This window comes from Actinomadura opuntiae, from assembly GCF_030283205.1.
Taxonomy (GTDB): Bacteria; Actinomycetota; Actinomycetes; order Streptosporangiales; family Streptosporangiaceae; genus Spirillospora.
This window is the reverse complement of sequence record NZ_JASNWF010000005.1, coordinates 336,789-362,259: the sequence shown is the minus strand read 5'-3', so window position 1 is coordinate 362,259 and position 25,471 is coordinate 336,789. Positions and strand designations below refer to the sequence as shown.

The window sequence follows — 25,471 nt, the reverse complement described above, 5'->3', positions numbered from 1 at the left end:
CACGCGCGTAGTGCCATGTCAGGGCGGGGTGGCCGTAAGGTGAACGCGTGTCGGACTCATCGCCGCGCCGGCTGCCCAGAGGGCGCTCGGCGCTGTCACCCGAGGAAGTGGAACGGATCCAGCGGTCGCGGCTGTGCGCCGCGATGGCCGAGGTGATGGCCGAGAAGGGATACGTCGCCACCTCGGTCGCGGACGTCCTCCAGCGGTCCGGGGTGTCGCGGCAGAGCTTCTACCAGGTGTTCGACAGCAAGCTCGACTGCTTCATGGCCGCCTTCGACGTCGCGCGAGACCTGCTGCTCCAGCACCTGCTGGAGATGATCGGCGCCGGCGGGGACGGGGTGCCCGCGCCGGGCTCCGGCGGCGGACCGATGGACCGGTTCGAGCAGGCGTTCACCGCCTACCTCGAGGCCCTCGCCATCGAGCTGCCCTACACCCGGCTGTTCCTGGTGGAGGTGTACGCCGCCGGACCGGAGGCGGTCCGGCGGCGCGCGGACCTCCAGAACACGATCACCGACGTGCTCGCCGACATGCTCGGCGCGCGGGACGAGGCGGGCCGCTTCACCTGCCGGATGATCGTCGCGGCGACCAGCACCCTGGTGACGAACGCGGTCGCCGACAACGACGTGGACGCGCTGCGCGCCGTCGGCCCGCCGCTCGTCCGCAACGTCCGCACCCTGTGGGACGCCGGCGCCTTCGGGAACCGGCCCGCCGCGCCGGACCCCGCCGCGACGGATCCGACCGCGACGGGTCCGACCGCGACGGATCCCGCCGGTCAGTAGCCGGCGAAGAGCGCCTGGAGCCGGTCGCTGTCGTCCTGCGGCCCGACGCGGCGCAGCCGCATCGGCGGCGAGGGGACGCGCCCCCACACCATGAGCAGCCGCGCCGCCTGGTCGCCGACGACGGTGGCCTCCCCGGACGGCTCGGCCAGCGACAGCGCCGGCTCGCCGCCGTCGACCTCGACCAGCAGGTCCGGCTGCCCCTCGGTGCGCAGCCGGGCCGAGAACGGGCCGGACCCGTCCACGGCGCGCAGGCCGCGGGCGCACAGCGGCCCCGCGCCCACCGCGGTCACCGAGTGCTCCAGCAGCTTCGGGTCCGACAGCAGCTCGACGCTGGTCTCGTCGTCGCCGACCAGGTCCCAGCGGTGCAGGGCGCACTCGTTGCGCATGTGGGAGGGGAAGTCGGCGACCCGGAAGCGGCGGCCCGTCCAGGTCAGCTCGGCGTCGGGGTCGTCGGCGAGGACGGCCTCGGCGGCGCGGCGCATCCGCTCCTCGGCCTGCTCGACGGTGGCGAGCAGCCGCTCGTCGGGCAGCGCCCGCAGCGGCGGCTCGCGCTCCTCGAACGAGCGGGTCGAGGTCAGCGGGCTGCCCTCGGCGTAGGCCTCGATGTGCCGCAGCGCCTCGATGTAGTTGCCCGCGATGTGCGCGCCGACATGGTGGACGGTCCAGCCGCCGCACCAGGTCAGCGCGTGGGGCGGCAGGTCCTGGAGGGCGGTGAGCATCGCCTCCGCCGCGCGCGGCCGCTCGCTCACGGCCGCTGCTCCTGCAGGGTGGACACCTCGGGCGGGCCGCCGTCCCAGGAGGCCATCGCGGTGGCGAAGGAGCGGGCCGCGGCGAGGGTCGTCAGGTAGGGCACCCCCTGCCTGCGCGCCGCGGTGCGGCGGCGGACCCGCTCGTCGTCGAGCGGCGCGGACGGTGAAGGCGGAACGTCCAGCATGAGCTGGACAGTGCCCGGGTCCTCCAGCGGGAAACCCGCGCATTCGCCGACCGGCCCGCCGAGCGCCCGCGCCGTCGCGGGCGGCGCCACGACCTTCAGGCCGAGCTCGGCGAACCGCTCGGCGACCTGCCGCGCCTCGTCGGCGAGCCGCTCGGGGACGCAGACGAACGCACGGCCGCCGGACGGCATCGTCGCGCCCGCGGCGATCTGGCTCTTGGCGTAGGCGGCGCCGAAGTCCCCGGCGATGCCCATCACCTCGCCGGTGGAGCGCATCTCCGGGCCGAGCGCGTCGCGCGCCTCGGCCAGCCGGTCGAACGGCAGCACCGCCTCCTTGACGCAGACGCGCCGCACCGCCGGCTCCGGCATGCCCTCCTCGCGCAGCTGGGCGAGGGTGGCGCCGGTCATCACCCGCGCCGCCGCCCGGGCCAGCGGGACGCCGGTGGCCTTGGACGCGAACGGGACGGTGCGGCTGGTGCGGGCGTTGGCCTCGATGACGTGGACGCGGCCGTCCGCGACCGCGTACTGCACGTTCAGCGGACCGACGACGCCGAGCGCGTCGGCGAGCGCCCGGGTGTGCTCCTCGATCGTGGCGATGGTGCCGGCCGGCAGCCCGACGGGCGGGATCACGCAGGCGCTGTCGCCCGAGTGCACCCCGGCGGGTTCGACGTGCTCCATCACCGCGCCGATGAGCACCTCTCCCGCCGCGTCGCGCACCGCGTCGACGTCGACCTCCGTCGCCCCGGCGAGGAACCGGTCGACCAGCACGGGCCGCTCCTGGGCGAGGCCGCTCTCGGCGCGCACCTCCGCCAGCGCCGCGCGCAGCTCGCCGGCGTCGCCGACGATCCGCATCGCGCGTCCCGACAGCACGTAGCTCGGGCGGACCAGCACCGGGTATCCGAGCCGGTCGGCGATCCGCACCGCCTCCTCCTCCGTCGCCGCGGTGCCGCCCGGCGGCTGCGCGATGCCGAGGTCGCGGCACAGAGCGTTCCAGCGCTCGCGGTCCTCGGTGACGTCGAGGGCGTCGGGCGGGGTGCCGAGGACGAGGCGCTCCGGCAGCCGGTGCGCGAGCTTCAGCGGCGTCTGGCCGCCGAAGGTGAGGACGACGCCCGCGGGGTCCTCGGCGTCGATGACGTTGCGGACGTCCTCTGCGGTCAGCGGCTCGAAGTAGAGGCGGTCGCTGGTGTCGTAGTCGGTGGAGACCGTCTCGGGGTTGCAGTTCACCATCACCGCCTCGAACCCGGCGTCGCGCAGCGCCCCGGCGGCCTGGACGCAGCAGTAGTCGAACTCCACGCCCTGCCCGATCCGGTTCGGCCCGGAGCCGAGGATCACGACGCGGGGACGGTCGCCGCGCCGCACCTCGTCGGTGTCCTCCCAGGTCGAGTAGTGGTACGGGGTGAAGGCCTCGAACTCGGCGGCGCAGGTGTCGACCGCCTTGAACGTGGCGTGCACGCCCGCGTCGGCGCGCATTTCGCGGACCCGGTCCTCGTCGGTGCCGAGCAGGTGGGCGATCTGCGCGTCGGAGAAGCCGAGCCGCTTGGCGCGCCGCCAGTCCAGGACGCCGGACTCGATGCGCTCGCGCTCGGCGGTGATCTCCGCGATCCGGTCGAGGAACCACGGGTCGATCCCCGTCGCGCGGGCGGTCTCCTCGACCGACGCGCCGCGCCGGATCGCCGCCTCCACCCAGAAGATCCGGCCGGGCGCGGGCCGGGATGCCTCCTCCAGCAGCGCGGCGGTGTCGGGCCCGGTGTAGCGGGCCTCGCCGGGGTCGGCGTTGAGGCCGAGCCGGCCGTCGTCGAGGGACCGCAGGCACTTCTGCAGCGACTCGGGGAACGTGCGGCCGATGGCCATCGCCTCGCCGATCGAGCGCATCCGCGTGTCCAGGGTGTCGTCGACGCCCTCGACCTTCGCGAAGTCCCAGCGCGGCACCTTGGTGACGACGTAGTCCAGCGCCGGCTCGAACCCGGCGGGGGTCTCGCGGGTGATGTCGTTGCGGATCTCGTCCAGCGTCAGCCCGGCCGCCAGCAGCGTCGCGATCTTGGCGATGGGGAAGCCGGTGGCCTTGGACGCCAGCGCGCTGGAGCGCGACACCCGCGGGTTCATCTCGATGACGATCATCCGGCCGGTCTCCGGGTCGATCGCGAACTGGATGTTCGAGCCGCCCGTCGCGACGCCGATGCGGCGGATGCAGGCGAACGCGGCGTCGCGCATCTCCTGGTACTCCACGTCCGACAGCGTCTGCGCGGGCGCGACGGTGATGGAGTCGCCGGTGTGGACGCCGACCGGGTCGAAGTTCTCGATCGCGCAGACCACCACGCAGTTGTCGGCGGCGTCGCGCATCACCTCCAGCTCGTACTCCTTCCACCCGGCGATCGACTCCTCGATGAGGATCTCGCCGGCGGGGCTCGCGGCGATGCCGTCCTCGGCGAGCCGGGCGAGGCGGTCGCGGTCGTGGGCGATGCCGGTGCCCTCGCCGCCGAGGATGAACGACGGCCGGACCACCACCGGGTAGCCGATCCGGTCGGCGATCTCCAGCGCCTCGTCCACGCCGTGCGCGAAGCCCGACTCGGGGGTCTCCAGCCCGATCTCGGTCATCGCGTCCTTGAACAGCTCGCGGGTCTCGGCGGTGCGGATCGCCTCGGCGCTCGCGCCGATCGCCTCGACCCCGTAGCGGTCCAGGACGCCGGACTCGTGCAGCTCGGTGGCGAGGTTCAGCGCGGTCTGCCCGCCGAGCGTGGCGAGCAGCGCGTCCGGCCGCTCCCGCTCGATGATCGCCTCCAGGAACGGGGCGGTCAGCGGCTCGACGTAGGTGCGGTCGGCCATGTCCGGGTCCGTCATGATCGTGGCCGGGTTGGAGTTGGCGAGCACGACGCGCAGGCCCGCCTCGCGCAGGGCCCGGCACGCCTGCGCGCCGGAGTAGTCGAACTCGCAGGCCTGGCCGATCACGATCGGCCCGGAACCGATGACCAGGACGCTCTTCAAATCGTCGCGCAGAGGCATGTCAGGCGTGCTCCATCATCGTGCGGAACTCTTCGAACAGGTAGCCGGCGTCGTGCGGGCCGGGCGCCGCCTCCGGGTGGTACTGGACGGAGAAGGCGCGCGCGTCGCGGCACTCCAGGCCCTCGACGACGCCGTCGTTGAGGTTGACGTGGGTGGTGCGGGCACCGGACAGGCCGTCCGCGGAGACGGCGTAGTTGTGGTTCTGGCTGGTCACCTCGACCTGCCCGGTCGCGACGCGGCGGACCGGATGGTTGCCGCCGTGGTGCCCGAACGGCAGCTTGTAGGTCCGCGCGCCGAGCGCGCGGGCGAGCAGCTGGTGGCCGAGGCAGACGCCGAAGAGCGGGACCCGGCCGAGCAGCCCGGCGACGTCGACGTCCACGGCGGCCGGGTCGCCGGGGCCGTTGGACAGGAACACCCCGTCGGGGCGCCGGGCGAGGACGTCGCCGGCGGGCGTGCCGGCGGGCACCACGTCGACGGTCGCGATGCGGCCGAGCCGCCGCAGCATGTCCTGCTTGATCCCGAGGTCGTAGGCGACGACGCGCAGCGGGCCGTCGCCGACCCGGTACGGCTCGCGGGTGGTGACGCCCGACACCAGGTCGGCGCCCTCGGTGCCCGGTTCGGCGCGGGCCGCCGCCAGCAGCGCGTCGTGCTCGTCGGCCGGCCCGAACGCGCCGCAGAGCGAGCCCGCCTCGCGCAGGTGGCGGGTGAGGCGCCGGGTGTCGATGCCGGTCAGCACCGGGACGCCGTGCCGGGCCAGCCAGGGCCGCACCGCCTCCGCGGCGCGGCGGTTGCTCGGCCGCTCGGTGACCTCGCGGGCGATGACGCCGCGGCAGCGCGGCCGGCCGCTCTGGTCGTCGGCCGGCGTCACGCCGTAGTTGCCGATGTGCGGGTAGGTGAAGCAGACGATCTGCCCCGCGTAGGAGGGGTCGGTGATCACTTCCTGGTAGCCGCTGTGGACGGTGTTGAAGACCACCTCGCCGGTGGCTGTGGCGGGGGAGTCCACGCGGCCCTCGAACGTCTCGCCGTCGGCGAGCACCAGTAGCCCGTCCATGGGCGTCCTCCTCTGGTCGGTCGGTTCGGGGGGATGGAAGGGGTCAGGAGGCGAGCGCGGGCCGCCGCTCGAGGAAGCGCGCGATCCGCGCGGCCGTCTCGTCGAGGTCGCCGACGGGCGGCAGCGTCACGATCCGGAAGTGGTCGTGCCGCGGCCAGCCGAGCCCGCTGCCCTGGACGATCAGCACCTTCTCCTCGCGGAGCAGGTCCAGGGCGAACCGGCCGTCGTCGGCCAGCGGGTGGACGCGCGGGTCCAGCCGGGGGAAGGCGTAGAAGGAGCCCTGCGGCTTCACGCAGCTCACGCCGGGGATGGCGGTCAGCAGCTCCCAGCACCGGTCGCGCTGCTCGGCCAGCCGGCCGCCGGGCGCGGTGAGCGCGCGGATGCTCCCGGTGTCGCGCAGCGCGGCGGGCACCGCGTGCTGCGCCACCACGTTCGGGCACAGCCGCAGGCACGCCAGCGTCTCCAGCGCTTCGGCGTAGTCGGCGGTCAGCGCGCGCGGGCCGGAGATCGCCATCCAGCCGCACCGGAACCCCGGCACCCGGTAGCGCTTGGACAGCCCGCCGAAGGTGAGGCAGGGCAGGTCGGGCGCGAGGGTGGCGGCGGGCACGTGCGCGGCGCCGTCGTACAGGATCTCGTCGTAGATCTCGTCGGCCATGACGACCAGCCCGTGCGCGCCCGCGAGGGTGGTGATGCGCTCCAGCGTCTCGCGCGGCCACACCGCGCCGGTCGGGTTGTTCGGATTGATGATCACCACGGCCCGGGTCCGGTCGGTGATCTTGGCGCTGAGATCGGCGAGGTCGGGTCGCCAGTCCGCGCCCTCGTCGCACAGGTAGTGCACGGGCTCGCCGCCCGCCAGCGTCGTCGCCGCCGTCCACAGCGGGTAGTCGGGGGCGGGGACGAGGACCTGGTCGCCCGGGTCGAGCAGGGCCTGCAGCGCCATCGACACCAGCTCCGACACGCCGTTGCCGAGGAACACGTCCGCCGGGGTGACGCCGGACAGGCCCTTGCGCGCGTAGTCCGCCGCGATCGCCTCCCGCGCGGGGAGCAGGCCCTGCGCGTCGCCGTAGCCGGTCGAGTCGGCGACGCCGGCGCGCGCCGCGTCGACCACCTCCGGCGGGACCGGGACGCCGAACGCGGCCGGGTCCCCGATGTTCAGCTTGACGACCTTCTCGCCGTCGCGTTCCAGTTGCTGGGCCAGCCGCAGCAGCGGGCCCCGTATCTCGTAGGTGACGTCGGACATGCGGGCAGAGCGCAGCGTCCGCACCGGATCCTTCCTTCCTGGTGAGGCTGGGGAACGAACTCGTGGGGGTGGGGGCCGGGGCGGGCCGGTCAGCGGCGCGCCCCGGCCATCTCCGCCTCCTCGGCGGCCTCGCGCCGCGGCCGTGGCACCGACAGCGCGAGCAGCGCGCCGAGCGCGTACGCGGCGCCGGCGACGACCACCGCGACGCGCAGGCCCGGGACGAAGTCGGCCTTGCCGCCCGCGACGAACGCGCCGAGCAGCGCGATGCCGATGGCGCCGCCGACCTGCCGGGCGGCGTTGAGCGTCCCGGACGCGATGCCGGTGCGCTCGGGCGGGGCCCCCTCCACCACGGCCGCGGTCGCCGCGGGCATGGTGAAGGAGATCCCGAACCCGGTCGCCATCATCGGCACCACCAGCTCGGCGTACGGGACGGTCCGGGTGGTGACGGTGAGGGCGAGGAACCCGGCGGCGCCGGTCGCCATCCCGACGATCATCGGCAGCCGCGGCCCGCCGCGCGCGGTCACCCGCCCGCCGAGCCAGGAGCCGAACGCGATGACGCCGGTCTGCGGCAGCAGCGCCAGCCCCGTCATCAGCGGCGAGTAGTCGCGGATCTGCTGGAAGTACAGCGTCAGCACGAACAGCTGGCCGTAGAACCCGAGGTTCATGAGGCCGCCGACCGCGGTCGCCGCCGACAGCTCGCGGCTGCGGAACAGCGACAGCGGCAGCATCGGCGCCCGCACCCGCGCCTCGGTCGTCACGAACAGAGCGGCCGCCACCGCGAACAGCGCGAACCCGCCGAGCACCAGCGGGTCGAGCCAGCCGGAGCGGCCCGCCCGCACCATCGACGCGGTGATGGCCAGCAGCGCGACGGCGCTGGTCAGCTGGCCCGGCACGTCCAGCCGCCCGCCCTCGCGCCCGTGCCCGCCGGTGTGCACCCAGCGCGCGGTCAGCAGCATCCCCAGCAGGCCGACGGGGACGTTGACGAAGAAGATCCAGCGCCAGCCGAGGCCGTCGGCGAGCAGCCCGCCGAGCAGCGGGCCCGAGCCGGACGCGAACCCGCCGACCATCGCCCAGATGCCGATGGCGCGGGCGCGGGTGCGCCGGTCGTCGTAGCTGCCCTGAAGCAGCGCCAGCGACGAGGGCACCAGCAGCGCCGCGCCCACGCCCTGCACCACCCGCGCGCCCACGAGGAACGCCAGGCCGGGCGCGAGGCCGCAGGCCGCCGACGCCGCGATGAACAGGGCGAGGCCCGCCTGGAAGACCCGCTTGCCGCCGAGCCGGTCGCCGAGCCAGCCCGACGACAGCAGCAGCCCGGCGAACACCACCGTGTAGCCGTCGACGACCCACTGCAGCCCGGACACCGAGGCGCCGAACTCGTCGCCGAGCTTGGGCAGCGCCACGTTGACGATCGTGGCGTCCACGATCACCATGAACCAGCCGAAGCAGACCGCGATCAGCGGGCGCCACGCGAACCCGCCGCCCGTCTCGTCACCGCCGGTCATCGAACCGGCCCCCCTTCCTTCTCCGTCGTACCGGGTGTCTCTCATCGGCCTACCCGCGTCTCAGCCCCGGCCGAGCATCAGCCGGAGCAGCGCCATCCGCAGGGAGACGCCGTTGGCCGCCTGCTGGAAGTAGGCGTTGTGCCGGGTGCCGTCCACGTCCGTCGCCAGTTCCCCCTTGCGGGGCAGGGGATGCAGGACGGCCAGCTCCGGCGGCGCCACCGCGGCCAGCAGGTCGCCGGTGAGGGGCAGCTCGCCCGCCGGAGGCCGCGCGCGGTCCGCGGCGTCCAGCTCGGCGGCGACGGTCGGCGAGGAGTACACGACGTCCGCCTCCGGCAGCACGCCGATGAGGTCGTCGTGGAACCGGATCGTCCGGCCGGCGCCCTCGAACTCGGCGCGGGCGAGCGGGTCCAGGTCCATGCCGGGCGCGGCCACGCCGACGACCTCGCAGTCGTACTTGGCGAGGCCGCGCAGCAGCGACTTCACGCAGCGCATCCGCAGGTCGTTGACCAGCACGATGCGCAGCCCGTCGATGCGGCCGAACCGCTGCCGGATCGTGTACAGGTCGGTGAGCGCCTGCGTCGGGTGCTCGCCGGTGCCGTCGCCCGCGTTGATGATCAGCGCGCCGTCGATGGCCTCGGCGGCCCGCGCGGGCTCGCCGGTGACCGGATGCCGCGTGACGATGACGTCGCCGTACAGCGCGAGCATCCGGAACACGTCCGCCGACGACTCCTGCGTCTTGCCGGACGCGCGGGTCACCTCCGCGTCGGCGAACCCGGAGACGCTCCCGCCGAGCCGCAGCATCGCGGTCTCGTGCGCGAGCCGGGTGCGGGTGCTCTTGTCGAAGAACGCCGACATCAGGATCTTCCCGTGCAGGTCCTGCTCCACCTCGCCCTTGGCGAGCTCGCGGCCCGCCTGGTCGGCCGCGTCGAACAGCGCCTCCAGGTCGCCGCGGCCGAACGGGGCGAGCGACAGGACGTGCCGGCCGGCGAACCCGCTCATCCCTTCCCCTCGACGATCGTGGCGGTCCAGGTGCGCGAGTCGACCATGGCGTAGCCGGGCGCGACGGGCAGCCGCGCGCTGTCGGCCTGGTCCTCGATGCCGGTGATGCCGAGCATCAGCCGCTCCAGGATCAGGCCCTGCGACATCGGCGGGGCGCCGGGGGTGATCGGGCAGGTCTGCTCGTCGATCAGCCAGCGGCGCTGCATCGTCGCGTCCGGGTAGCCCGGCTTGTCGGGGATGAGGCGCTCCATCAGGTGCTCGGCGACCTCGGGGTTCATGCCGGCGTCCTCCGGCAGTCCGATGAACTCCTCGATCGGCATCGAGTCGTGCGTCCACTTCCAGAGGAAGGTCCGGTTGCCGAACACGTAGCCGGTGAGCATGAACCTCACCTGCGGCGCGTCGCGAAACGCCCGGTGCAGCGCGTACCGCGCCGGGTACTCGTAGGGTTCGATCTCGTCGAGGATGTAGTCGCAGCCCTGGACGAAGTCGGGCGCCGACTCGGGCGTGATGCCCTCGGGGAAGACCTCGATCGTGACGTCGGGCGTCATGTCGTGCACGTACTCCGCGACCACCTCGGCTTTGTTGCGGCCGACGGTGCGGACGCCCGCGCCGAGCTGGCGGTTGATGTTGGAGTACTCGAAGGTGTCGAGGTCGGCGACCTTGAGGTGCAGCACGCCGAGCCGCGCCAGCCGTTCGACCATCGAGCCGCCGATGCCGCCGGCGCCCGCGACGCCGACCGTCGCGTCGCGCAGCGTGCGCTGCCGCTCGCGCGCCTCCTCGTCGGTGTCGCCGAGCCAGCCGAGGTTCCGCTTGACCCGCTCCCAGTAGACGGCGTCGTCGTACTCGCCTGCGTGCTCGATCCTGCGTACGGTGTTCTTGCCCATGCCCGTGGACGCTCCCTTCGCTGTGGGGGAATGGGGGATCGGAACATCCAGGGCGGTGTTTCGCCTGAGTGAACGGAGCCAAACACCGGCCCTTCCGGACGGGCCCGGAATGAAACGGTTCGAGCATCGCCTGACCAGCACTTTGACCGACTAAATATTTTCTGTGTCACACCGCGTCCGGGCGCCTGGAACGCTCTCACCCCGGGTGGGCGGGAGGCGCGGCCGCTCCGCGGCTTCCGCGGCCGCGCCGGAGGTGCGTCAGGTTTCGGTCATGCCCTATCCGGCCGTATTCGGATGTCTTCTTTCGGCAGGCGGAACAAATGATCGCCATTCCGCCGTGAGCTGCACATTCGCTTTTCTTTCGGATGGTCGCAGGAACGGCATCGGGTAACCATTTCGTGAATGGTCGGCGGTAGGGCGGCGGCCGAAGGCTACGGTTCCTTCGGCGAAGGCCCGGCGGGCCCGTCAGTCCGTTTCCGGAGGGGCGTCGCCCGACGATTCGAGGGCGCGCTCCAGCTCGTCGACGTGCAGCAGGTCGCGGTCGACGCGGCCGGTGCGGTAGGCGGCGCGGCCGACCAGGTGCGCCGCCACCGGGACGGTGATGATCTGCAGCAGCGCCACCAGCGCCAGCGACGTGAGCACCTCGATGGTCGGGAACCGGATCCCGACCCCCACCAGCACCAGCAGCAGCCCGACGGCCTGCGACTTCGTCGCCGCGTGCATCCGGGTGAACAGGTCGGGCAGCCGCAGCACGCCGAGCCCGGCGCTGAACGAGGCGCCCGCGCCGAGCAGCAGGAACGCCGCCGTGAACGCCGTGGTCACGCGTCCGCCCCCTGGTCCGGCTCGTCCGGGCGGGGGACGTGGTGGGTGAGGAACCGGGCGACCGCCACCGACCCGACGAAGGCGAGCAGCGACAGCGCCAGCAGCGTCGGCAGCACCCAGGTGTCGCCGTCCGCGACCGCCGCGGTGCCGAGCCCCGCCATGATCACGGCGAGCAGGACGTCCAGGGCCATGGCGCGGTCGAGCATCGACGGGCCCTGCGCGACCCGGGCGAGCGAGCACGCGGCCGCCAGGGACAGCACCGCCGTCACGATGTACAGCACGATCGTCATGACCGGGCCTCCGCGAGGGCGCGCAGGTCGGCGCGGGTGCCGAAGGCCCGGACCGTCCGGCGTTCGAGTGCCAGCACGTCCCGCCGGGCCCTGTCCACCGCCGCGTCGTCCGCTGCGCCGAGCACGTGCAGGAAAAGCGTCGCGTCGGAGCGGCGGACGTCCAGCACCAGCGTGCCCGGCGTCGCCGACAGCGAGATCGCCATGATGGCGAGGATCAGGTCGGAGCGGGTCCGCAGCGGCACCGCGATCACCGAGTTCCGGCGGGCCCGGCCGCGCCCGCCGGCCGCCTGCCAGGCCAGCGGGCCCGCGCTGTGCAGCAGGTCGGCGGCGGCGCGCAGCGCGAACACCGCGAGCCCGGCGGGCCGGAGCCGCAGGTGGTGGCCGACCGGCGGGAGCGGGAACACCAGCTGCAGCACGACCGACAGCACGAGGCCCGACAGCATGTTCGCCACGGACGGCTTGTCCCACAGCAGCATCCACACCACCGTCAGCCAGACGACGGCGGACGGGCGGATCGCGCGGCGGCGTCCGACCCGGACGGTGAAGTCCCTCATGAGGCGCCTCCGGAAGGGAACACGGCCCGCACGTAGGACTGCGGGTCCAGCAGTTCGGCCGCCGCCCGCTCGCAGAGCCCGTACAGCGGCCCGCCGCCGGCGGTGTAGGCGAGGCTGAGCACGACCAGCGCGGCGCTCCCGGCGACCATCGCGACCGGCATCGGCGCGGTCGAAGCGCCGTCCGGCAGGTCGTCCGGCGGGGCGCTCCAGAACGCCTGGTTCCACACCTTCACCAGCGCGTACAGGGTGAGCAGGCTGGTGACGACGGCGCCCGCGACGAGCGTGTCCACGAGCGGGCCGCCCTGCGCGAGCCCCGCGCGCAGCAGCCCGAGCTTGCCGAGGAAACCCGACAGCGGCGGGATCCCGCCGAGGTTCATCGCCGGGACGAAGAACAGCGCGCCGACCAGCGGCGCGCTGCGCGCCAGGCCGCCGAGCCGGGCCAGGGACGTCCCGCCGCCGCGCCGGTCGATCAGCCCCGCGACCAGGAACAGCGTGGTCTGGATGGTGATGTGGTGCAGGACGTGGAACACCGTCGCGGCGAGCCCGGCGGCCGAGTCCAGCCCCACCCCGAAGATCATGTAGCCGATGTGGCTCACCAGCGTGAACGACAGCAGCCGCCGCACGTCGATCTGCACCATCGCGCCCAGCACCCCGGCCAGCATGCTGAGCAGCGCCGCCACCAGCAGCACCGTGCGCAGGTGGCCGCCAGGGAACAGCAGCGTCTCGGTGCGGACGACCCCGTACACGCCGATCTTGGTGAGCAGCCCGGCGAACACGGCGGTGACGGGGGTGGGCGCGCTCGGGTAGGAGTCCGGCAGCCACATCGACAGCGGGAACACCGCGGCCTTGGCGGCGAACGCGGTCACCAGCGCCGCCTCGCCGATCCGCGAGACCGGGGCGGGCAGTTCGGCGATCCGCCACGACAGCTGCGCCATGTTGACGGTGCCCGTCGCGGCGTACAGCACGGCGATCGCGACGAGGAACAGCATCGACGACAGCAGCGCCACGACGATGTAGGTCGTCCCGGCGCGGACGCGGGCCATGGTGCCGGCGAGCGTGACCAGCACGTAGCTGGCCATCAGCATCATCTCGAACCCGACGAACAGGTTGAACAGGTCGCCGGCGAGGAACGCGTCGCAGACGCCGGCGGCGAGCAGCAGGTACGTCGGGTGGAACACCGACAGCGGGGTGTCCCGGTCGCGGTCGGCGCCGTCCTGACCGAACGCGTAGACCAGCACGCACAGGATGACGGCGGACGACACGACCAGCATCAGCGCCGACAGCCGGTCGGCGACCAGCGTGATGCCGACCGGGGCGGGCCAGCCGCCGAGCTGCACGGCCTGCGGCCCGTCCCGGTCGGCGCGGACCAGCAGCACGACCGCGACGCCGAGCACGGCGGCCAGCGCGACCACGCTGATCGCGCGCTTCAGCAGCGCGTGCCGCGGCCCGATGATGATCTTGATGCCGGCGGCCAGCACGGGCAGCAGCACCGGCATCGGGAGCAGCGCGTTCACCGGTCCCGCCCGTCCCGCCGGGTCCGGCCGGGCCGTGCGGGTCGTCCGGGCCGTCCGGCGCGCCCGTCGCGGGGGACGCCGCCGGGGAAGTCGCTGTCGGGCTCCTCGCGGGCGCCGAGCTCGGACGGGTCGGCGACGGCGCGCCGCTCGCGCTCGGTGCGCAGCCGCACGTCGTCCTCGCCCTCCCGGCGCACCCGCAGGTCCTCGATGTCGTCGCGGACCTCGTCGTCGCCGCTCAGCCGGCCGCTGCGGTAGGCGATGGCCAGCACGAACGCGGCCGACGCGAGCGAGATGACGATCGCGGTGAGGATCATCGCCTGCGGCAGCGGGTCGCTGAGCGGGCGGCCCGGCCGCCCGTGCGGCTCGTGCGCGGCGAGGATCGGCGCGCGGCCGGCCGGGCCGCCGCCGGTGAGGATCAGCAGGTTGACCCCGTTGCTCAGCACCAGCACGCCGACGACGAGCCGGGACAGGCTGCGCTCCAGCAGCAGTACGACGCCGGCGGCGACGAGCGTCCCGCCGGTCGCGGCCAGCACCAGCGACGGGCTCACCCCGGGACCCCGCCGCCGGCCCGGTCCGCCCCCGTCTGCCGGTCGATCTCGGCGCCGAGCACGTTCAGTACGGTCAGCACCAGCCCGACGACGATCAGGTAGACGCCGATCTCGAACAGCAGCGACGTGAAGAAGTGGACGTGGCCGAGCAGCGGCAGATGCGGGTCCAGCGACGCGCTCTGCAGCACCGCGCCGCCCCAAACCAGCCCGCCGAGCGCCGTCCCGGCCGTCGCGACCACGCCCGCGCCGAGCAGCGCGCCCGCCGACACCGGCGCCGCCTCCCACAGCTCGTAGGGCCCGCCGGCCAGGTACCGGACGGCGAGGGCGAGCCCCGCGACGATGCCGCCCGAGAACCCGCCGCCCGGCGCGGAGTGCGCGGTGAACAGCAGGAACAGCGAGTACAGCAGGACGGTGTGGAAGATCGTCCGGGCGACGACCTCGAAGACGATGGAGCGCCGCTCGGCGGCAAGCGTGGACCCGGCGGCGATCCAGCGGTCCGGTTCGGTGTCGGCGTCCAGCGCGGTGACCTCCCGGACGCCCCACACCTCGGTGTCCTCGTCGGGCGCGGGGGGCACCGACACCGGCCGCCGCGCGAACACCATGCTGGTCACGCCGAGGGCGGCGAGCGCGATCACCACGGTCTCGCCGAGGGTGTCCCAGGCGCGCAGGTCGACCAGCACGGTCGCGACGATGTTGCTCCCGCCGGCCTCTTTCGCGGCGGCCGGGTAGGCGCCGGAGATCGGCGCGGCGACGCGGGACCGCGCCGCGAGCAGCGTGACGACGGTCGCGGTCAGCCCGGCGAGCGCCCCGGCCGCCAGGTGGACGCCGCGCTGCGCCGGGGACCGGGTCGAGAACCGCGCGGGCAGCCGCCGCAGCACCAGCACGAAGACGATCAGGCTCGCGGTCTCGACGAGGAACTGCGTCAGCGCCAGGTCGGGGGCGCCCTGCAGGACGAACAGGGTCGAGACCCCGAACCCGGACGCGCCGGACAGCACCACCGTCTTGCCCCGGTCGCGGGCCCGGATCGCCGCGGCAGCCGCGACCACCGTCAGCAGCGCGACGAGCCCCTGCGCGGGGCCGTCCCAGACCCGGCCGCCGAGCGGGACCGGCCACGGCAGCGCCGCCAGCACCGACCCGCCCGCGAGCCCGACGGCGGCCAGCAGGATGATCAGCAGGTAGTCGGGCAGCGACCCGCGCTGCACGAACCCGGTGAGCTGCAACGCGAACGTGTTGAGCCCGTGCATGAACCGCAGGTAGACGTTCTCGGGCTCGAAGAGCCGGGGGACGCGCGCGACGAGCCGTCCCGCCGCGAACAGTCCCGCGCCCAAGGCGAGCGACACCGCGGTGAGCAGCAGCGGAAGCCCGAACCCGTGCCACGCCGACAGGTGGTAGCCGCCGTGGCCCCGCACCGGGAAGGGCGCGGCCTCCCGCCCGATCGGCGCGTCCAGCTTGGCGGCGAGCAGCCCGACGACCACGCCCGCCGCCGCGAGCAGGACCACCGGCGCGAGCAGCGGCACGCCGGGGCGGTGCACCTCGCGCGGTTCGACGCCCTCCTTGCGCGCGAACGCGCCCCACAGGAACCGCAGGCTGTAGCCGGCGGTCAGCGCCGACCCCACCGTGACCAGCGCCACGAGGGCGGCGTCGCCGCCGAGGAACGCCTCGTAGGCGGCCTCCTTCCCGGCGAACCCGAGCGTCGCCGGGACGCCCGCCATCGACGCCGCCGCCGCGACCGACGCCCCGTACAGCACCGGCGTGCGGCGTCCGAGACCCGACAGTTTCCGCAGGTCGCGCGTGCCGGTGGAGTGGTCGACGACCCCGACCGCCAGGAACAGCGCCGACTTGAACAGCGCGTGCGCCAGCAGCACCGTGAACCCCGCGAGGGCCGCGACCCGGTTCCCGGCCCCCAGCAGCACGAACATGAACCCGAGCTGGCTGACCGTCCCGTAGGCGAGCAGCAGCTTCAGGTCGTGCTCGCGCAGCGCCCGCCAGCCGGCCAGCAGCATCGTCGCGACGCCGCAACCCAGCACGACCGGCCGCCATCCCGGCGTGCCGGCGAACGCGGGCGCCAGCCGCGCCACCAGGAACACGCCCGCCTTCACCATCGCGGCGGCGTGCAGGAACGCGCTGACCGGCGTCGGCGCGGCCATCGCCCCCGGCAGCCACAGCCCGAACGGGACGAGCGCCGACTTCGACAGCGCCCCCACCAGGATCAGCGCGACCGCCGCGGTGACGGCGCCCCCGTGCGGCGGCGCCGCGACGATCGCCGACAGCCGGTGGGTGCCCGCCGCCTGCCCCAGCAGGACGAGCCCGACCAGCATCGCCAGCCCGCCGAACGTGGTGATCACGATCGCCTGCGTCGCGGCCCGCCGCGCCATGCCGCGCTCCGCGTCATACCCGATCAGCAGGTACGACAGGACGGTCGTCAGCTCCCAGAACACATAGAGCAGGACGAGGTCGTCCGCCAGGATCAGGCCGAGCATTGCGGCGGCGAACGCGACCAGCTCACCGGCGAACGCGGCGAGCTTCGGCTCCGCGCCGGTGAAGTAGCGGCCGCAGTACAGCACGACCAGCGCGCCGACGCCGCCGACGATGACCGTCATCATCCAGGTCAGCGGGTCGGACCGCAGGTACGGGTGCAGGCCGAGCCCGGGGATCCACGACCACGACTCGGTGCGCGGGGCGCCGCCGTCCAGCCACGGCAGCGCCGCCCACCCGGCCGCCGCGGCGAGCACCGCCGCCAGCGGCGCGAACGCGTCGCGCCCGATGGCCCGCACGAGCACCGGCGCCGCCGCCGCGGCCGCGCAGTACGCGGCGAGCAACAGCAGCAAGGGGGCCTCGGCAGGATCGGACGGCGGACGGACGGTCACTCACGGTGATCGCTTCGTGCTGGACCGTCACACTAGTGCCGGGCGCCTGCGCGGCCACGCGCCCCACCCCGCCCACACGATGGCTTTACCCGGCGTCTCCGGCGACGTGCCGCCAGGTCAGCAGCCGGTCCCGGACGGTCCCCCGGCTCATCGGAGCCAGGTCCGTCAGCTCGAAGCCGCTCGCCTGCGCGACGCGCTCGCTTCCGGCGTTGTCGGGATCGATCCGCAGCACCACGGTGCTGAACCCGAGCGTCTCGCGCGCGTACCCGGCGAGGAGCCGGACGGCCCGGGACGCCAGGCCCTGGCGGCGGTGCCGGGGACCGATGGCGTAGCCGAGTTCGGCGGCCGGCCCGCCGAAGCGGTGGGCGGGGTCGTCGGCGACGCAGCGGAAGAGGAGGACCTCGCCCTGCGGCGCGCGCCCGTCGCTGGTGATCGCCAGCTGGAGCTTGCGGTCCTCGGCGCGCGCCCGCCGGGCCGCGTCGAGGTAGTCGCGGGCGGCGTCCCGGTCGAACGGGGAGCGCAGCGGGGTGAACCGCGCGACGTCCGGATCGTCGAACAGGTCCGCCATGGCGGGAACGTCGTCGTCGGTCCACTCGCGCAGGGTCAGGCCGAGCCCGCTGATCGTGATGTCGGTGCCGAACCGAGGGGAGAGCATGAGGACATCCTCCGTGAGCCGCTGGGGGCGCGGGTCGTCCAGGGCCCGCCAAAGCGTCAGGGCCGCCGGACCCGGGTGGTCCGACGGCCCTGGGAGCCGGATGGTCAGGCCTTGTTGAAGGTGTGCTTGGCCCAGAGGTAGGAGAGGAGGGCGATGCCGGCGCACCAGGCGACGGCGATGGCGGCGCTGTTGCCGATCGAGGTGCCGAGCAGGAGGCCGCGGACGGTCTCCATGATCGGAGTGAAGGGCTGGTAGTCGGCGAACCAGCGCAGCGCGGCGGGCATCGAGTCGGTCGGGACGAAGCCGCTGCCGAGAAAGGGCAGCAGGATCAGCGGCATCGGGGCGTTGCTGGCGGCCTCGGGGGTCGGGGACCTGAGGCCGAGGGCGACCGCGAGCCAGGTGACGGCCACGAAGAACAGGGTCAGCAGGCCGACGGCGGCGAGCCACTCCAGGGGCGTGGCGTTGGGGCGGAAGCCGATCGCCAGGGCGATGCCGACCAGGACGGCCATCCCGAGCAGCTGCTGGATCACGCTGCCGACGACGTGGCCGGTCAGGACCGACGCCCGGGAGATCCGCATGGTGCGGAAGCGGGCGACGATGCCCTCGGTCATGTCGGTGGCGACCATGACGGCGGTCCCGGTGGCGGCGGTGGCCGCCGCCATGAGCAGGATGCCGGGGACGACGTAGTTGACGTAGGCGCCGCGTCCGCCGCCCAGGCCGTTGCCGAGGGTGCCGCCGAGGACGTACACGAACAGCAGCAGCAGGATGACGGGCGTGATGATCAGCTGCACGGTCATGGACGGGTAGCGGATCAGGCGCTTGAGCTGGCGGCGGACCATCGTGTTGGAGTCGCGCATGGCGAGGGCGAGGGCGCTCATCGGGTGGCCTCCTGCTTCTGGTCGGTGTGCTGGCCGGTGAGGGTGAGGAAGACGTCGTCGAGGTCGGGGGTGTGGACGCCGAGGCCGGCGGGCTCGATCCCGGCCGCGTCCAGCCGGGCGAGCAGGCCGCGCAGGGACGCGACGCCGCCGTCGGAGGGGACCTGGAGGGTGAGCCGGTCGTCGTCGGAGGGGTCGACGAATCCCTCGCCGAGCGCGCGGAGGGCGTCGCCGAGCGCGTCGTCGTCGGTGAACCGCAGCGACACGTGGCCGCCGGGGATGAGCCGCTTGAGCTCGTCGGCGGTGCCCTCGGCGATCAGCCGCCCGTGGTCGAGCAGGGCGATGTGGTCGGCGAGCTGGTCGGCCTCCTCCAGGTACTGGGTGGTGAGGAAGATGGTGACGCCGCCGGCGACCAGCTCCCGGACGATCTGCCACATGGAGCGGCGGCTGCGCGGGTCCAGGCCGGTGGTGGGCTCGTCCAGGAAGATGAGGCGGGGGTCGCCGACCAGGGTCATCGCCAGGTCGAGGCGGCGCCGCATGCCGCCGGAGTAGGTGGAGGCGGGCTTGCGGGCGGCCTCGACCAGGTCGAACCGCTCCAGCAGTTCCCCGGCCCTCCGCTTGCCGTCCTTGCGGGACAGGTGCTTGAGGTCGGCCATGAGGAGGAGGTTCTCCTCGCCGGTGAGCAGCTTGTCGACGGCCGAGTACTGGCCGGTGACGCCGATCGCGCCGCGCACGTCGTCGGGCTGCCGACCCAGGTCGTGGCCGGCGACGCGGACGGTGCCGCCGTCGGCGGGGATCAGGGTGGACAGGATCTGGACGGTGGTGGTCTTGCCGGCGCCGTTCGGGCCGAGCAGGGAGAAGATCGTTCCTTCGGGGACGGCCAGGTCGATGCCGTCCAGCACGACCTTCTCGCCGGTCTTGTCGCGGTAGGACTTGCGCAGTCCGTTCGCTTGGATGGCCAGGTTCGTCATGGGGGGTGCTCCTCGAGGCGGGGTGTGCGGGTCAGAGGCTGCGGGCGGCGATGTCGCCGTGGGAGGTGGCGGCGTCGATGGTCAGGGCGGCGGTGCCGTCGTTCTTGAGGCTGTTGGTGACGCGGCCGTAGGAGGTGCGGGCGTCCAGGGAGGCCGAGACGCCGGGGGCGGCGCCGACCGTGATGTCGCCGGACCGGGTGCGCAGCACGACCGCGCCGCCCGTCGCCTCGGCGATCCGGATGTCGCCGCGGGCGGTGCTGATCTCGGCGGGGCCGGCGAGGCGGCCGACCTCGACGTCGCCGTCGGTCGCGGTGAGCCGGACGCCCGCCGCCTCGTCGATCTTGATCTGCCGGTACGCGCCGTCGAAGGCGACGTCGCCGAGCCGTCCGACGGCGCGGAACTCGGTGCTGGCCGCCGTGGCCTCGACCCGGGAACCGGCGGGCAGCTGGACGGTCACCTCGATGGCCCCGGAGCCGCCGAGGTACCGGTCGCCGGTCGCGGCCCGGACGGTCAGGACCCCGTCGGCGAACTCGACCGCGGCCTGCTCGGCGGCCTTGACGTCGCGGCCCTTGGCGGCGTTGGCGGGCCGGACCTCGACCACGGTGTCGGTGCGGTCGGCGGCGATGACCTCCACGCGGCCGGCGGGGACGTCGAAGGCGGCGGTGATCGGGGCGGGGGTGGCGAAGGCGTTCATCGTGTGCTCCTTGCGGCGTCTCGTTTCTGACATCGCAAACGCTACGTTGCTTTCCAGATAGCGGCAACAGTTTCGTTGCATGATTTCACTATTTTCACAGGTCAAGCCGCGAAAAGTGTTGCAACGATCCTGAAAGTAATGCAACGCAACGCCCTCGCTCGTTGCATTGGATGGGAAGTGAACGCTATCGTGGGGCCTGTCGGGGACCAGGGGAAGCGGCACGGAGGAGAACGCGATGCCCGGAGGCAGGCTCACCCAGCAGGACCGCCAGCAGATCGCGCTGGGGCTGGCCGACGGGCTCGCCTACGCCGAGATCGCCCGCCGCCTCGATCGTCCGACCTCGACGATCACGCGGGAGGTCATGCGCAACGGCGGCCCCGCCGGCTATCGCGCCGACCTCGCCCACCGCGCCACCGAACGGCGCGCGCACCGGCGCCGGCAGGCCGCGCCCCGCGGCCCGCAGGCGCCCCCGCAGGCCCACGGGCGCGACCCCGAGGCCGTGCGGGAGCTGCAGGAGACGTTCACCACCGTCTTCATGGCCTCCGGCACGCCCAAGATGATGGCCCGGGTGATGGCCTGCCTCTACACCACCGATTCCGGCTGCCTCACCGCGTCCGAGCTCGTCCGGCTCCTCCAGGTCAGCCCGGCGTCCATCTCCAAGGCGATCACGTTCCTGGAGAGCCAGGGCCTGGTCCGCCGCGAGCGCGAGGAGGGCCGCCGCGAGCGCTACGTCGTCGACGACGACGTCTGGTACCAGTCGATGATCGCCAGCGCGCGGGCCCTCGTCCCGATCATCGAGACCGCGCAGCAGGGCGTCTTCGTCCTCGGCGCCGGCACGCCCGCCGCCGCCCGCCTGGAGGGCGCCGCCCGCTTCCTCGACTACGTCAGCGAGAGCATCACCCGCGCCGCCGAGCAGGGACGCGAGGTCCTGCACACCGGCGCCGAAGCGTCCCCGGACGGAACCGCGGGGGCTTGAAAAGCGATCATTGATCGGTTTTGGTGCTAGGGTGCGGATCACACCCGCCTGAAACACGAAGCGCCGCCGGACGCGGCGCAGACGCAGGCGATCGCGGCCCACTGCGTCCAGGCCAGGTGCTCGCCGAGCAGGACGAGGCCGGCGACGGCGCCGGCGGCGGGTTCGAGGCTGACCATGACGGCGACCGCGCGCTCCGGCATCCGGCGCAGCGCGGCCTGGTCGAGCGACCACGGCAGGACGGCCGACAGCACGGCGAGGCCGAGGCCCGCCGCGAGGATGCCCGGATGCGCGAGCGCGCCGCCGGCCGCCGGGGCGAGCGGCAGGACGAGCACCGCCCCGAACGCGACTCCCCAGGCCAGCGGCGACCCCGGCTGCTCGCCGGCGCGCTTGTTCAGGACCAGGTAGGCCGCCATGCACGCGCCCGACCCGACCGCGAGGGCGACACCGGACGCCGAGACGGGCGCGCCGCCCGGGCCGTCCATCAGGAAGACCCCGGCCCCGGCGAGCGCCGCCCACAGCAGGTCCACCGGCCGCCGCGCCTTCACCAGCGCGAGCGTCAGCGGGCCGAGGAACTGGAACGCCGACGCGACGCCCACCGGCAGCCGCTGCATCGCCGGATAGACGAGGTGCATCCCGGCGATCGCCGCGCCCAGGGCGGCGGTCAGCCCGAGCGAGCCGCGCGGGAACGGCGGGCGCCCCAGCAGGAGCAGGACGGCCGCCGCGAACCCCAGCCGCAGGACGACCACGCCCGCGGTGCCGGCGATCGCGAACATCCCCTTCCCGCAGGCCTGGCCGGCCTGGATCGAGACGACGCTGCCCAGGACGAACAGCGGGGCGGGGACGGCGTACCGCTCGGGATGGTCGGTTCCGCAGGCCATACGGCCAGTCTGTGATCACCAGATCGTTCGGGTCCATCGGAAGATTTCGCGGAGAACCATGTTGAATGGCCGAATGATCGACCACCGGTTGCAAACCCTGCGGGTGCTGCGCGAGCGCGGCACCGTCACCGCCGCCGCCGAGGCGCTGCATCTGACGCCCTCCACGGTGTCCCAGCAGCTCAAGCAGCTCGCGCGCGACCTCGGCGTCGAGCTGCTGGAGGCACAGGGGCGCAGGGTGCGGCTCACCCCGGCGGCGCACACCGTGCTGCGGCACGCCGACGTCCTGTCCGCGCAGTGGGAGCGGGCCCGCGCCGACCTCGCCGAGCACCGGTCCGGGACGTCGGGCCAGGTGCGGTTCTGCAGCGTGTCCAGCGCGCTGGCGATGCTCGTCGCGCCCGCCGCCGCGCGGCTGCGGGCCGAGCATCCGGGGCTGAACGTCCGCATGTCCGAGCAGGACAGCGAGGACGCCGCGCACCTGCTGCTGGCGCACCGCGCCGACATCGCCGTGGTGATCCCGAGCGAGGAGGTCCCCGGGCCGGACGACGCCCGGTTCACCCTGTCGACGTTGCTGGACGAGCCGCAGGATCTCCTGGTGCCGGCCGGGCATCCGCTCGCGCGAGGCGCGGCGGCCCGGCTCGCCGACGCGGCGGGGGAGGCGTGGATCGGGTATCCGGACCGGCGCGACCAGCACCAGCTGCTGCTCGCCGCCTGCGCCGCCGCCGGATACGTCCCGCGCATCGCGCACGAGGCCAACGAGTGGTTCGCGGTGTCGTCGCTGGTCGCGCACGGGTTCGGCGTCGCGCTGGTGCCCCGGCTCGCGCCGCTGCCGCCGCGCGACGAGGCCGTCCGCGTACCGCTGCGCGGGAGCCCGGTTCCGAAGCGGCGGCTTGTCGCGTGCGTGCGGCGGGGCAGCGAGCGGCAGCCGCCGATCGCGCACGGCCTGGCGGCTCTGCGGGGCGTTGCGGGTGGCCGGTTGTCCTGATCGTCGGAGCGGGACAGGCGGGTCTGCAACCGGCGCTGTGCCTGCGGGCCGAAGGCTACGAGGTCACCGTGGTCTCGGCGCGGACGCCGGAGGAGACGCGGCGCGAGTACCACACCGCGACGGCCGCCGACCTGGAGGGATTCGCCGCCCGGTACGACCTGACGATCGTCGCGGCGGGCCGCGGCGACCTGGTCGAGGTGTTCGAGCGGGACGCGAGCCGCTCGCCGTACGACCGTCCGCAGCGGCACCTGTCGTGCATCTACCTGCACGGGATGACGCCGTGGCCCGGCTATCCCGAGCCGCACGTCCGGATCAACGCCGCTCCCCAGATCGGCGAGCTGTCCTCCATGCCGGGCTGTGCCGGCACCGGGCCCTGCGACATCGTGTTCTGGGAGGCGGTCCCGGGCGGCCCGTTCGACTGCTGGGACGACCGCCCCGACCCCGCCGGCCACCTCGCCTGATCCGGGTGTTGCATGTTCATGCAATGGGGTGCATACTTCTTCTCATGTCCAAGGTGCTCACCTCTCTGCCTGTCGGCCAGCGCGTCGGGATCGCCTTCTCCGGCGGCCTCGACACCTCCGTAGCGGTCGCGTGGATGCGCGAGAAGGGCGCCGTGCCCTGCACCTACACCGCCGACATCGGCCAGTACGACGAGCCCGACATCGCCTCGGTGCCGGGCCGCGCCACCGACTACGGCGCGCAGGTCGCCCGGCTGGTCGACTGCCGGGAGGCCCTGGTCGAGGAGGGGCTCGCGGCGCTGGCGTGCGGAGCGTTCCACATCCGCTCCGCCGGCCGCGCCTACTTCAACACCACCCCGCTCGGCCGCGCCGTCACCGGCACCCTGCTGGTGCGCGCCATGCTGGAGGACGACGTCCAGATCTGGGGCGACGGCTCCACCTACAAGGGCAACGACATCGAGCGGTTCTACCGCTACGGCCTGCTCGCCAACCCGTCCCTGCGGATCTACAAGCCGTGGCTGGACGCCGACTTCGTCAGCGAGCTCGGCGGCCGCAAGGAGATGTCGGAGTGGCTGCAGGAGCGCGGCCTGCCCTACCGCGACAGCACCGAGAAGGCCTACTCCACCGACGCCAACATCTGGGGCGCCACCCACGAGGCCAAGGCGCTGGAGCACCTCGACGCCGGCATCGAGATCGTCGACCCGATCATGGGCGTGCGGTTCTGGGACCCCGAGGTGGAGATCCTCGCCGAGGACGTGACGATCGGCTTCGCGCAGGGCCGCCCGGTGACGATCAACGGCAAGGAGTTCGCCTCCGCCGTCGACCTGGTGCTGGAGGCCAACGCCATCGGCGGGCGGCACGGCATGGGCATGTCCGACCAGATCGAGAACCGGGTCATCGAGGCCAAGAGCCGCGGCGTCTACGAGGCGCCCGGCATGGCGCTGCTGCACGCCGCCTACGAGCGGCTCGTCAACGCCATCCACAACGAGGACACCCTCGCCACCTACCAGAGCGAGGGCCGCCGGCTCGGCCGGCTGATGTACGAGGGCCGCTGGCTCGACCCGCAGGCGCTGATGCTGCGCGAGTCGCTCCAGCGCTGGGTCGGCACCGCCGTCACCGGCGAGGTGACGCTGCGGCTGCGGCGCGGCGAGGACTACTCGATCCTCGACACCTCCGGCCCCGCGTTCAGCTACCACCCGGACAAGCTGTCCATGGAGCGCACCGAGGACTCCGCGTTCGGGCCCGTCGACCGCATCGGCCAGCTCACCATGCGCAACCTCGACATCGCCGACTCCCGCGCCCGGCTCGAGCAGTACGCGGGGCTCGGCATGGTCGGGGACGCCGCACACCCGGCGCTGATCGGCGCCGCGCAGGCCGCCTCGACCGGGCTGATCGGCGCGATGGACGCCGGCGGCGCCCAGGCCATCGCGTCCCGCGGCGAGACGACCACCGGCGAGGAACTCCTCGACGCCGCCGCGATGGAGTTCGGCACCGACTGAGTCACGGCACCGACCGGCCCCACGGCATGCGCGAGGCCCGTCCGGTTCGCACCGGACGGGCCTCGCGCATGCGTGTCAGGACCTCGCCTTGGCGGTCTTGCGGTTGTTGGCCTTCTCGATGGCCTTGACGAGTTCCTTCTTGCTCATGGTGGAGCGGCCCGAGACGTCCAGCCGCTTGGCGACGTCGTAGAGGTGCTTCTTGGACGCGTTGGCGTCCACGCCGCCCGCGGTGCTGCGCGAGGTGCCGACGCCGCCCTCGGCCTGCTTGTCCGAGGGTCCCTTGGCGCCCTTGGCCTTCGGCTCCCAGTGGTCCCCGACCTTCTCGTGGGTGTGCTTGAGCGCGGAGTAGGCGACGCGGTGCGCCCGCTGCCCCTCCCCGTACTCCTTGGCGGCCGAGTCGTGGGCCTTGGCGAAGGTGCGCTGCGCCTTGGCGTCCGAGCGCTTGATGGTGTCGGGCAGCTCCTCCTTCTTGGCCTTGCCCTTGCTGGTGGTCTTCGGCATC

The 25,471-nt window shown here is 73.7% G+C and carries 24 protein-coding genes; 5 read left to right on the top strand and 19 right to left on the bottom strand.

The window, feature by feature from the left end; translation table 11 throughout:
• The first annotated feature begins 47 nt into the window (after positions 1–47).
• On the top strand, positions 48–779 hold the full coding sequence (locus QP089_RS13055; RefSeq protein ID WP_285911815.1) for a TetR/AcrR family transcriptional regulator: 732 nt from the start codon (positions 48–50) through the stop codon (positions 777–779).
• Here the strand turns inward: QP089_RS13055 and QP089_RS13050 are convergent.
• The 17 genes from QP089_RS13050 to QP089_RS12970 all read right to left on the bottom strand — a co-directional run bounded on the left by QP089_RS13050 (position 773) and on the right by QP089_RS12970 (position 20,176).
• The gene (locus QP089_RS13050; protein WP_285911814.1) at positions 773–1,528 is read right to left on the bottom strand and encodes a maleylpyruvate isomerase N-terminal domain-containing protein; all 756 of its coding nucleotides are present in this window, start codon (positions 1,526–1,528) and stop codon (positions 773–775) included. The genes QP089_RS13055 and QP089_RS13050 overlap by 7 nt on opposite strands.
• Entirely contained in the window at positions 1,525–4,710 is a 3,186-nt protein-coding gene (gene carB, locus QP089_RS13045) for a carbamoyl-phosphate synthase large subunit (RefSeq protein ID WP_285911813.1), read from the bottom strand. Before carB ends, QP089_RS13050 begins: the two co-directional genes overlap by 4 nt.
• Before the next feature lies 1 nt (position 4,711).
• Positions 4,712–5,761, bottom strand: a complete 1,050-nt coding sequence (gene carA, locus QP089_RS13040; RefSeq protein WP_285911812.1) for a glutamine-hydrolyzing carbamoyl-phosphate synthase small subunit — start codon at positions 5,759–5,761, stop codon at positions 4,712–4,714.
• Between the two features lie 43 nt (positions 5,762–5,804).
• Complete coding sequence (locus QP089_RS13035) at positions 5,805–7,025, bottom strand: pyridoxal phosphate-dependent aminotransferase (protein WP_285911811.1); 1,221 nt, start codon at positions 7,023–7,025, stop codon at positions 5,805–5,807.
• Positions 7,026–7,090: 65 nt separating this feature from the next.
• Entirely contained in the window at positions 7,091–8,503 is a 1,413-nt protein-coding gene (locus QP089_RS13030; protein WP_285911810.1) for an MFS transporter, read from the bottom strand.
• Positions 8,504–8,563: 60 nt separating this feature from the next.
• Positions 8,564–9,502, bottom strand: coding sequence for an aspartate/ornithine carbamoyltransferase family protein (locus QP089_RS13025; RefSeq protein WP_285911809.1), 939 nt, complete (start codon positions 9,500–9,502; stop codon positions 8,564–8,566).
• Complete coding sequence (locus tag QP089_RS13020) at positions 9,499–10,386, bottom strand: ThiF family adenylyltransferase (RefSeq protein WP_285911808.1); 888 nt, start codon at positions 10,384–10,386, stop codon at positions 9,499–9,501. The genes QP089_RS13025 and QP089_RS13020 overlap by 4 nt, the downstream gene beginning before the upstream one ends.
• 465 nt (positions 10,387–10,851) lie before the next feature.
• Positions 10,852–11,208, bottom strand: a complete 357-nt coding sequence (gene mnhG, locus QP089_RS13015) for a monovalent cation/H(+) antiporter subunit G (RefSeq protein WP_285911807.1) — start codon at positions 11,206–11,208, stop codon at positions 10,852–10,854.
• On the bottom strand, positions 11,205–11,498 hold the full coding sequence (locus QP089_RS13010; protein WP_285911806.1) for an MrpF/PhaF family protein: 294 nt from the start codon (positions 11,496–11,498) through the stop codon (positions 11,205–11,207). The genes mnhG and QP089_RS13010 overlap by 4 nt, the downstream gene beginning before the upstream one ends.
• On the bottom strand, positions 11,495–12,052 hold the full coding sequence (locus QP089_RS13005; protein WP_285911805.1) for a Na+/H+ antiporter subunit E: 558 nt from the start codon (positions 12,050–12,052) through the stop codon (positions 11,495–11,497). Before QP089_RS13005 ends, QP089_RS13010 begins: the two co-directional genes overlap by 4 nt.
• Complete coding sequence (locus QP089_RS13000; protein ID WP_285911804.1) at positions 12,049–13,566, bottom strand: Na+/H+ antiporter subunit D; 1,518 nt, start codon at positions 13,564–13,566, stop codon at positions 12,049–12,051. Before QP089_RS13000 ends, QP089_RS13005 begins: the two co-directional genes overlap by 4 nt.
• Positions 13,563–14,114: a Na(+)/H(+) antiporter subunit C gene (locus tag QP089_RS12995; RefSeq protein WP_285911803.1), complete on the bottom strand. Its 552-nt coding sequence runs from the start codon at positions 14,112–14,114 to the stop codon at positions 13,563–13,565. The genes QP089_RS13000 and QP089_RS12995 overlap by 4 nt, the downstream gene beginning before the upstream one ends.
• Positions 14,111–16,981 carry a Na+/H+ antiporter subunit A gene (locus QP089_RS12990; RefSeq protein ID WP_285911802.1) on the bottom strand — a complete coding sequence of 957 codons (2,871 nt, stop codon included), beginning with the start codon at positions 16,979–16,981 and terminating at the stop codon, positions 14,111–14,113. Before QP089_RS12990 ends, QP089_RS12995 begins: the two co-directional genes overlap by 4 nt.
• An 85-nt stretch (positions 16,982–17,066) precedes the next feature.
• Entirely contained in the window at positions 17,067–17,636 is a 570-nt protein-coding gene (locus QP089_RS12985; RefSeq protein ID WP_285911801.1) for a GNAT family N-acetyltransferase, read from the bottom strand.
• Positions 17,637–17,740: 104 nt separating this feature from the next.
• On the bottom strand, positions 17,741–18,514 hold the full coding sequence (locus QP089_RS12980) for an ABC transporter permease (protein WP_285911800.1): 774 nt from the start codon (positions 18,512–18,514) through the stop codon (positions 17,741–17,743).
• Positions 18,511–19,482, bottom strand: a complete 972-nt coding sequence (locus tag QP089_RS12975) for an ATP-binding cassette domain-containing protein (RefSeq protein ID WP_285911799.1) — start codon at positions 19,480–19,482, stop codon at positions 18,511–18,513. The genes QP089_RS12980 and QP089_RS12975 overlap by 4 nt, the downstream gene beginning before the upstream one ends.
• A 31-nt stretch (positions 19,483–19,513) precedes the next feature.
• Positions 19,514–20,176: a DUF4097 family beta strand repeat-containing protein gene (locus QP089_RS12970; RefSeq protein WP_285911798.1), complete on the bottom strand. Its 663-nt coding sequence runs from the start codon at positions 20,174–20,176 to the stop codon at positions 19,514–19,516.
• Between the two features lie 235 nt (positions 20,177–20,411).
• Here QP089_RS12970 and QP089_RS12965 point away from each other — a divergent pair, with 235 nt between their 5' ends.
• Positions 20,412–21,152: a GbsR/MarR family transcriptional regulator gene (locus QP089_RS12965; RefSeq protein ID WP_285911797.1), complete on the top strand. Its 741-nt coding sequence runs from the start codon at positions 20,412–20,414 to the stop codon at positions 21,150–21,152.
• Positions 21,153–21,190: 38 nt separating this feature from the next.
• Here QP089_RS12965 and QP089_RS12960 read toward each other — a convergent pair whose 3' ends face one another.
• Complete coding sequence (locus tag QP089_RS12960) at positions 21,191–22,030, bottom strand: EamA family transporter (protein ID WP_285911796.1); 840 nt, start codon at positions 22,028–22,030, stop codon at positions 21,191–21,193.
• 73 nt (positions 22,031–22,103) lie between these two features.
• Between QP089_RS12960 and QP089_RS12955 the strand changes: the two genes are divergently transcribed.
• The 3 genes from QP089_RS12955 (at position 22,104) to argG (ending at position 24,969) form a co-directional block, all read left to right on the top strand.
• Positions 22,104–23,012: a LysR substrate-binding domain-containing protein gene (locus QP089_RS12955; RefSeq protein ID WP_285911795.1), complete on the top strand. Its 909-nt coding sequence runs from the start codon at positions 22,104–22,106 to the stop codon at positions 23,010–23,012.
• A gap of 68 nt (positions 23,013–23,080) precedes the next feature.
• Positions 23,081–23,473 carry a styrene monooxygenase/indole monooxygenase family protein gene (locus QP089_RS12950; RefSeq protein WP_285911794.1) on the top strand — a complete coding sequence of 131 codons (393 nt, stop codon included), beginning with the start codon at positions 23,081–23,083 and terminating at the stop codon, positions 23,471–23,473.
• 44 nt (positions 23,474–23,517) lie between these two features.
• The gene (gene argG, locus QP089_RS12945) at positions 23,518–24,969 is read left to right on the top strand and encodes an argininosuccinate synthase (protein WP_285911793.1); all 1,452 of its coding nucleotides are present in this window, start codon (positions 23,518–23,520) and stop codon (positions 24,967–24,969) included.
• A gap of 75 nt (positions 24,970–25,044) precedes the next feature.
• Here argG and QP089_RS12940 read toward each other — a convergent pair whose 3' ends face one another.
• A complete protein-coding gene (locus QP089_RS12940) occupies positions 25,045–25,470 on the bottom strand; it encodes a ChaB family protein (RefSeq protein ID WP_285911792.1) in 426 nt (141 codons plus the stop codon).
• Position 25,471: the final 1 nt, after the last annotated feature.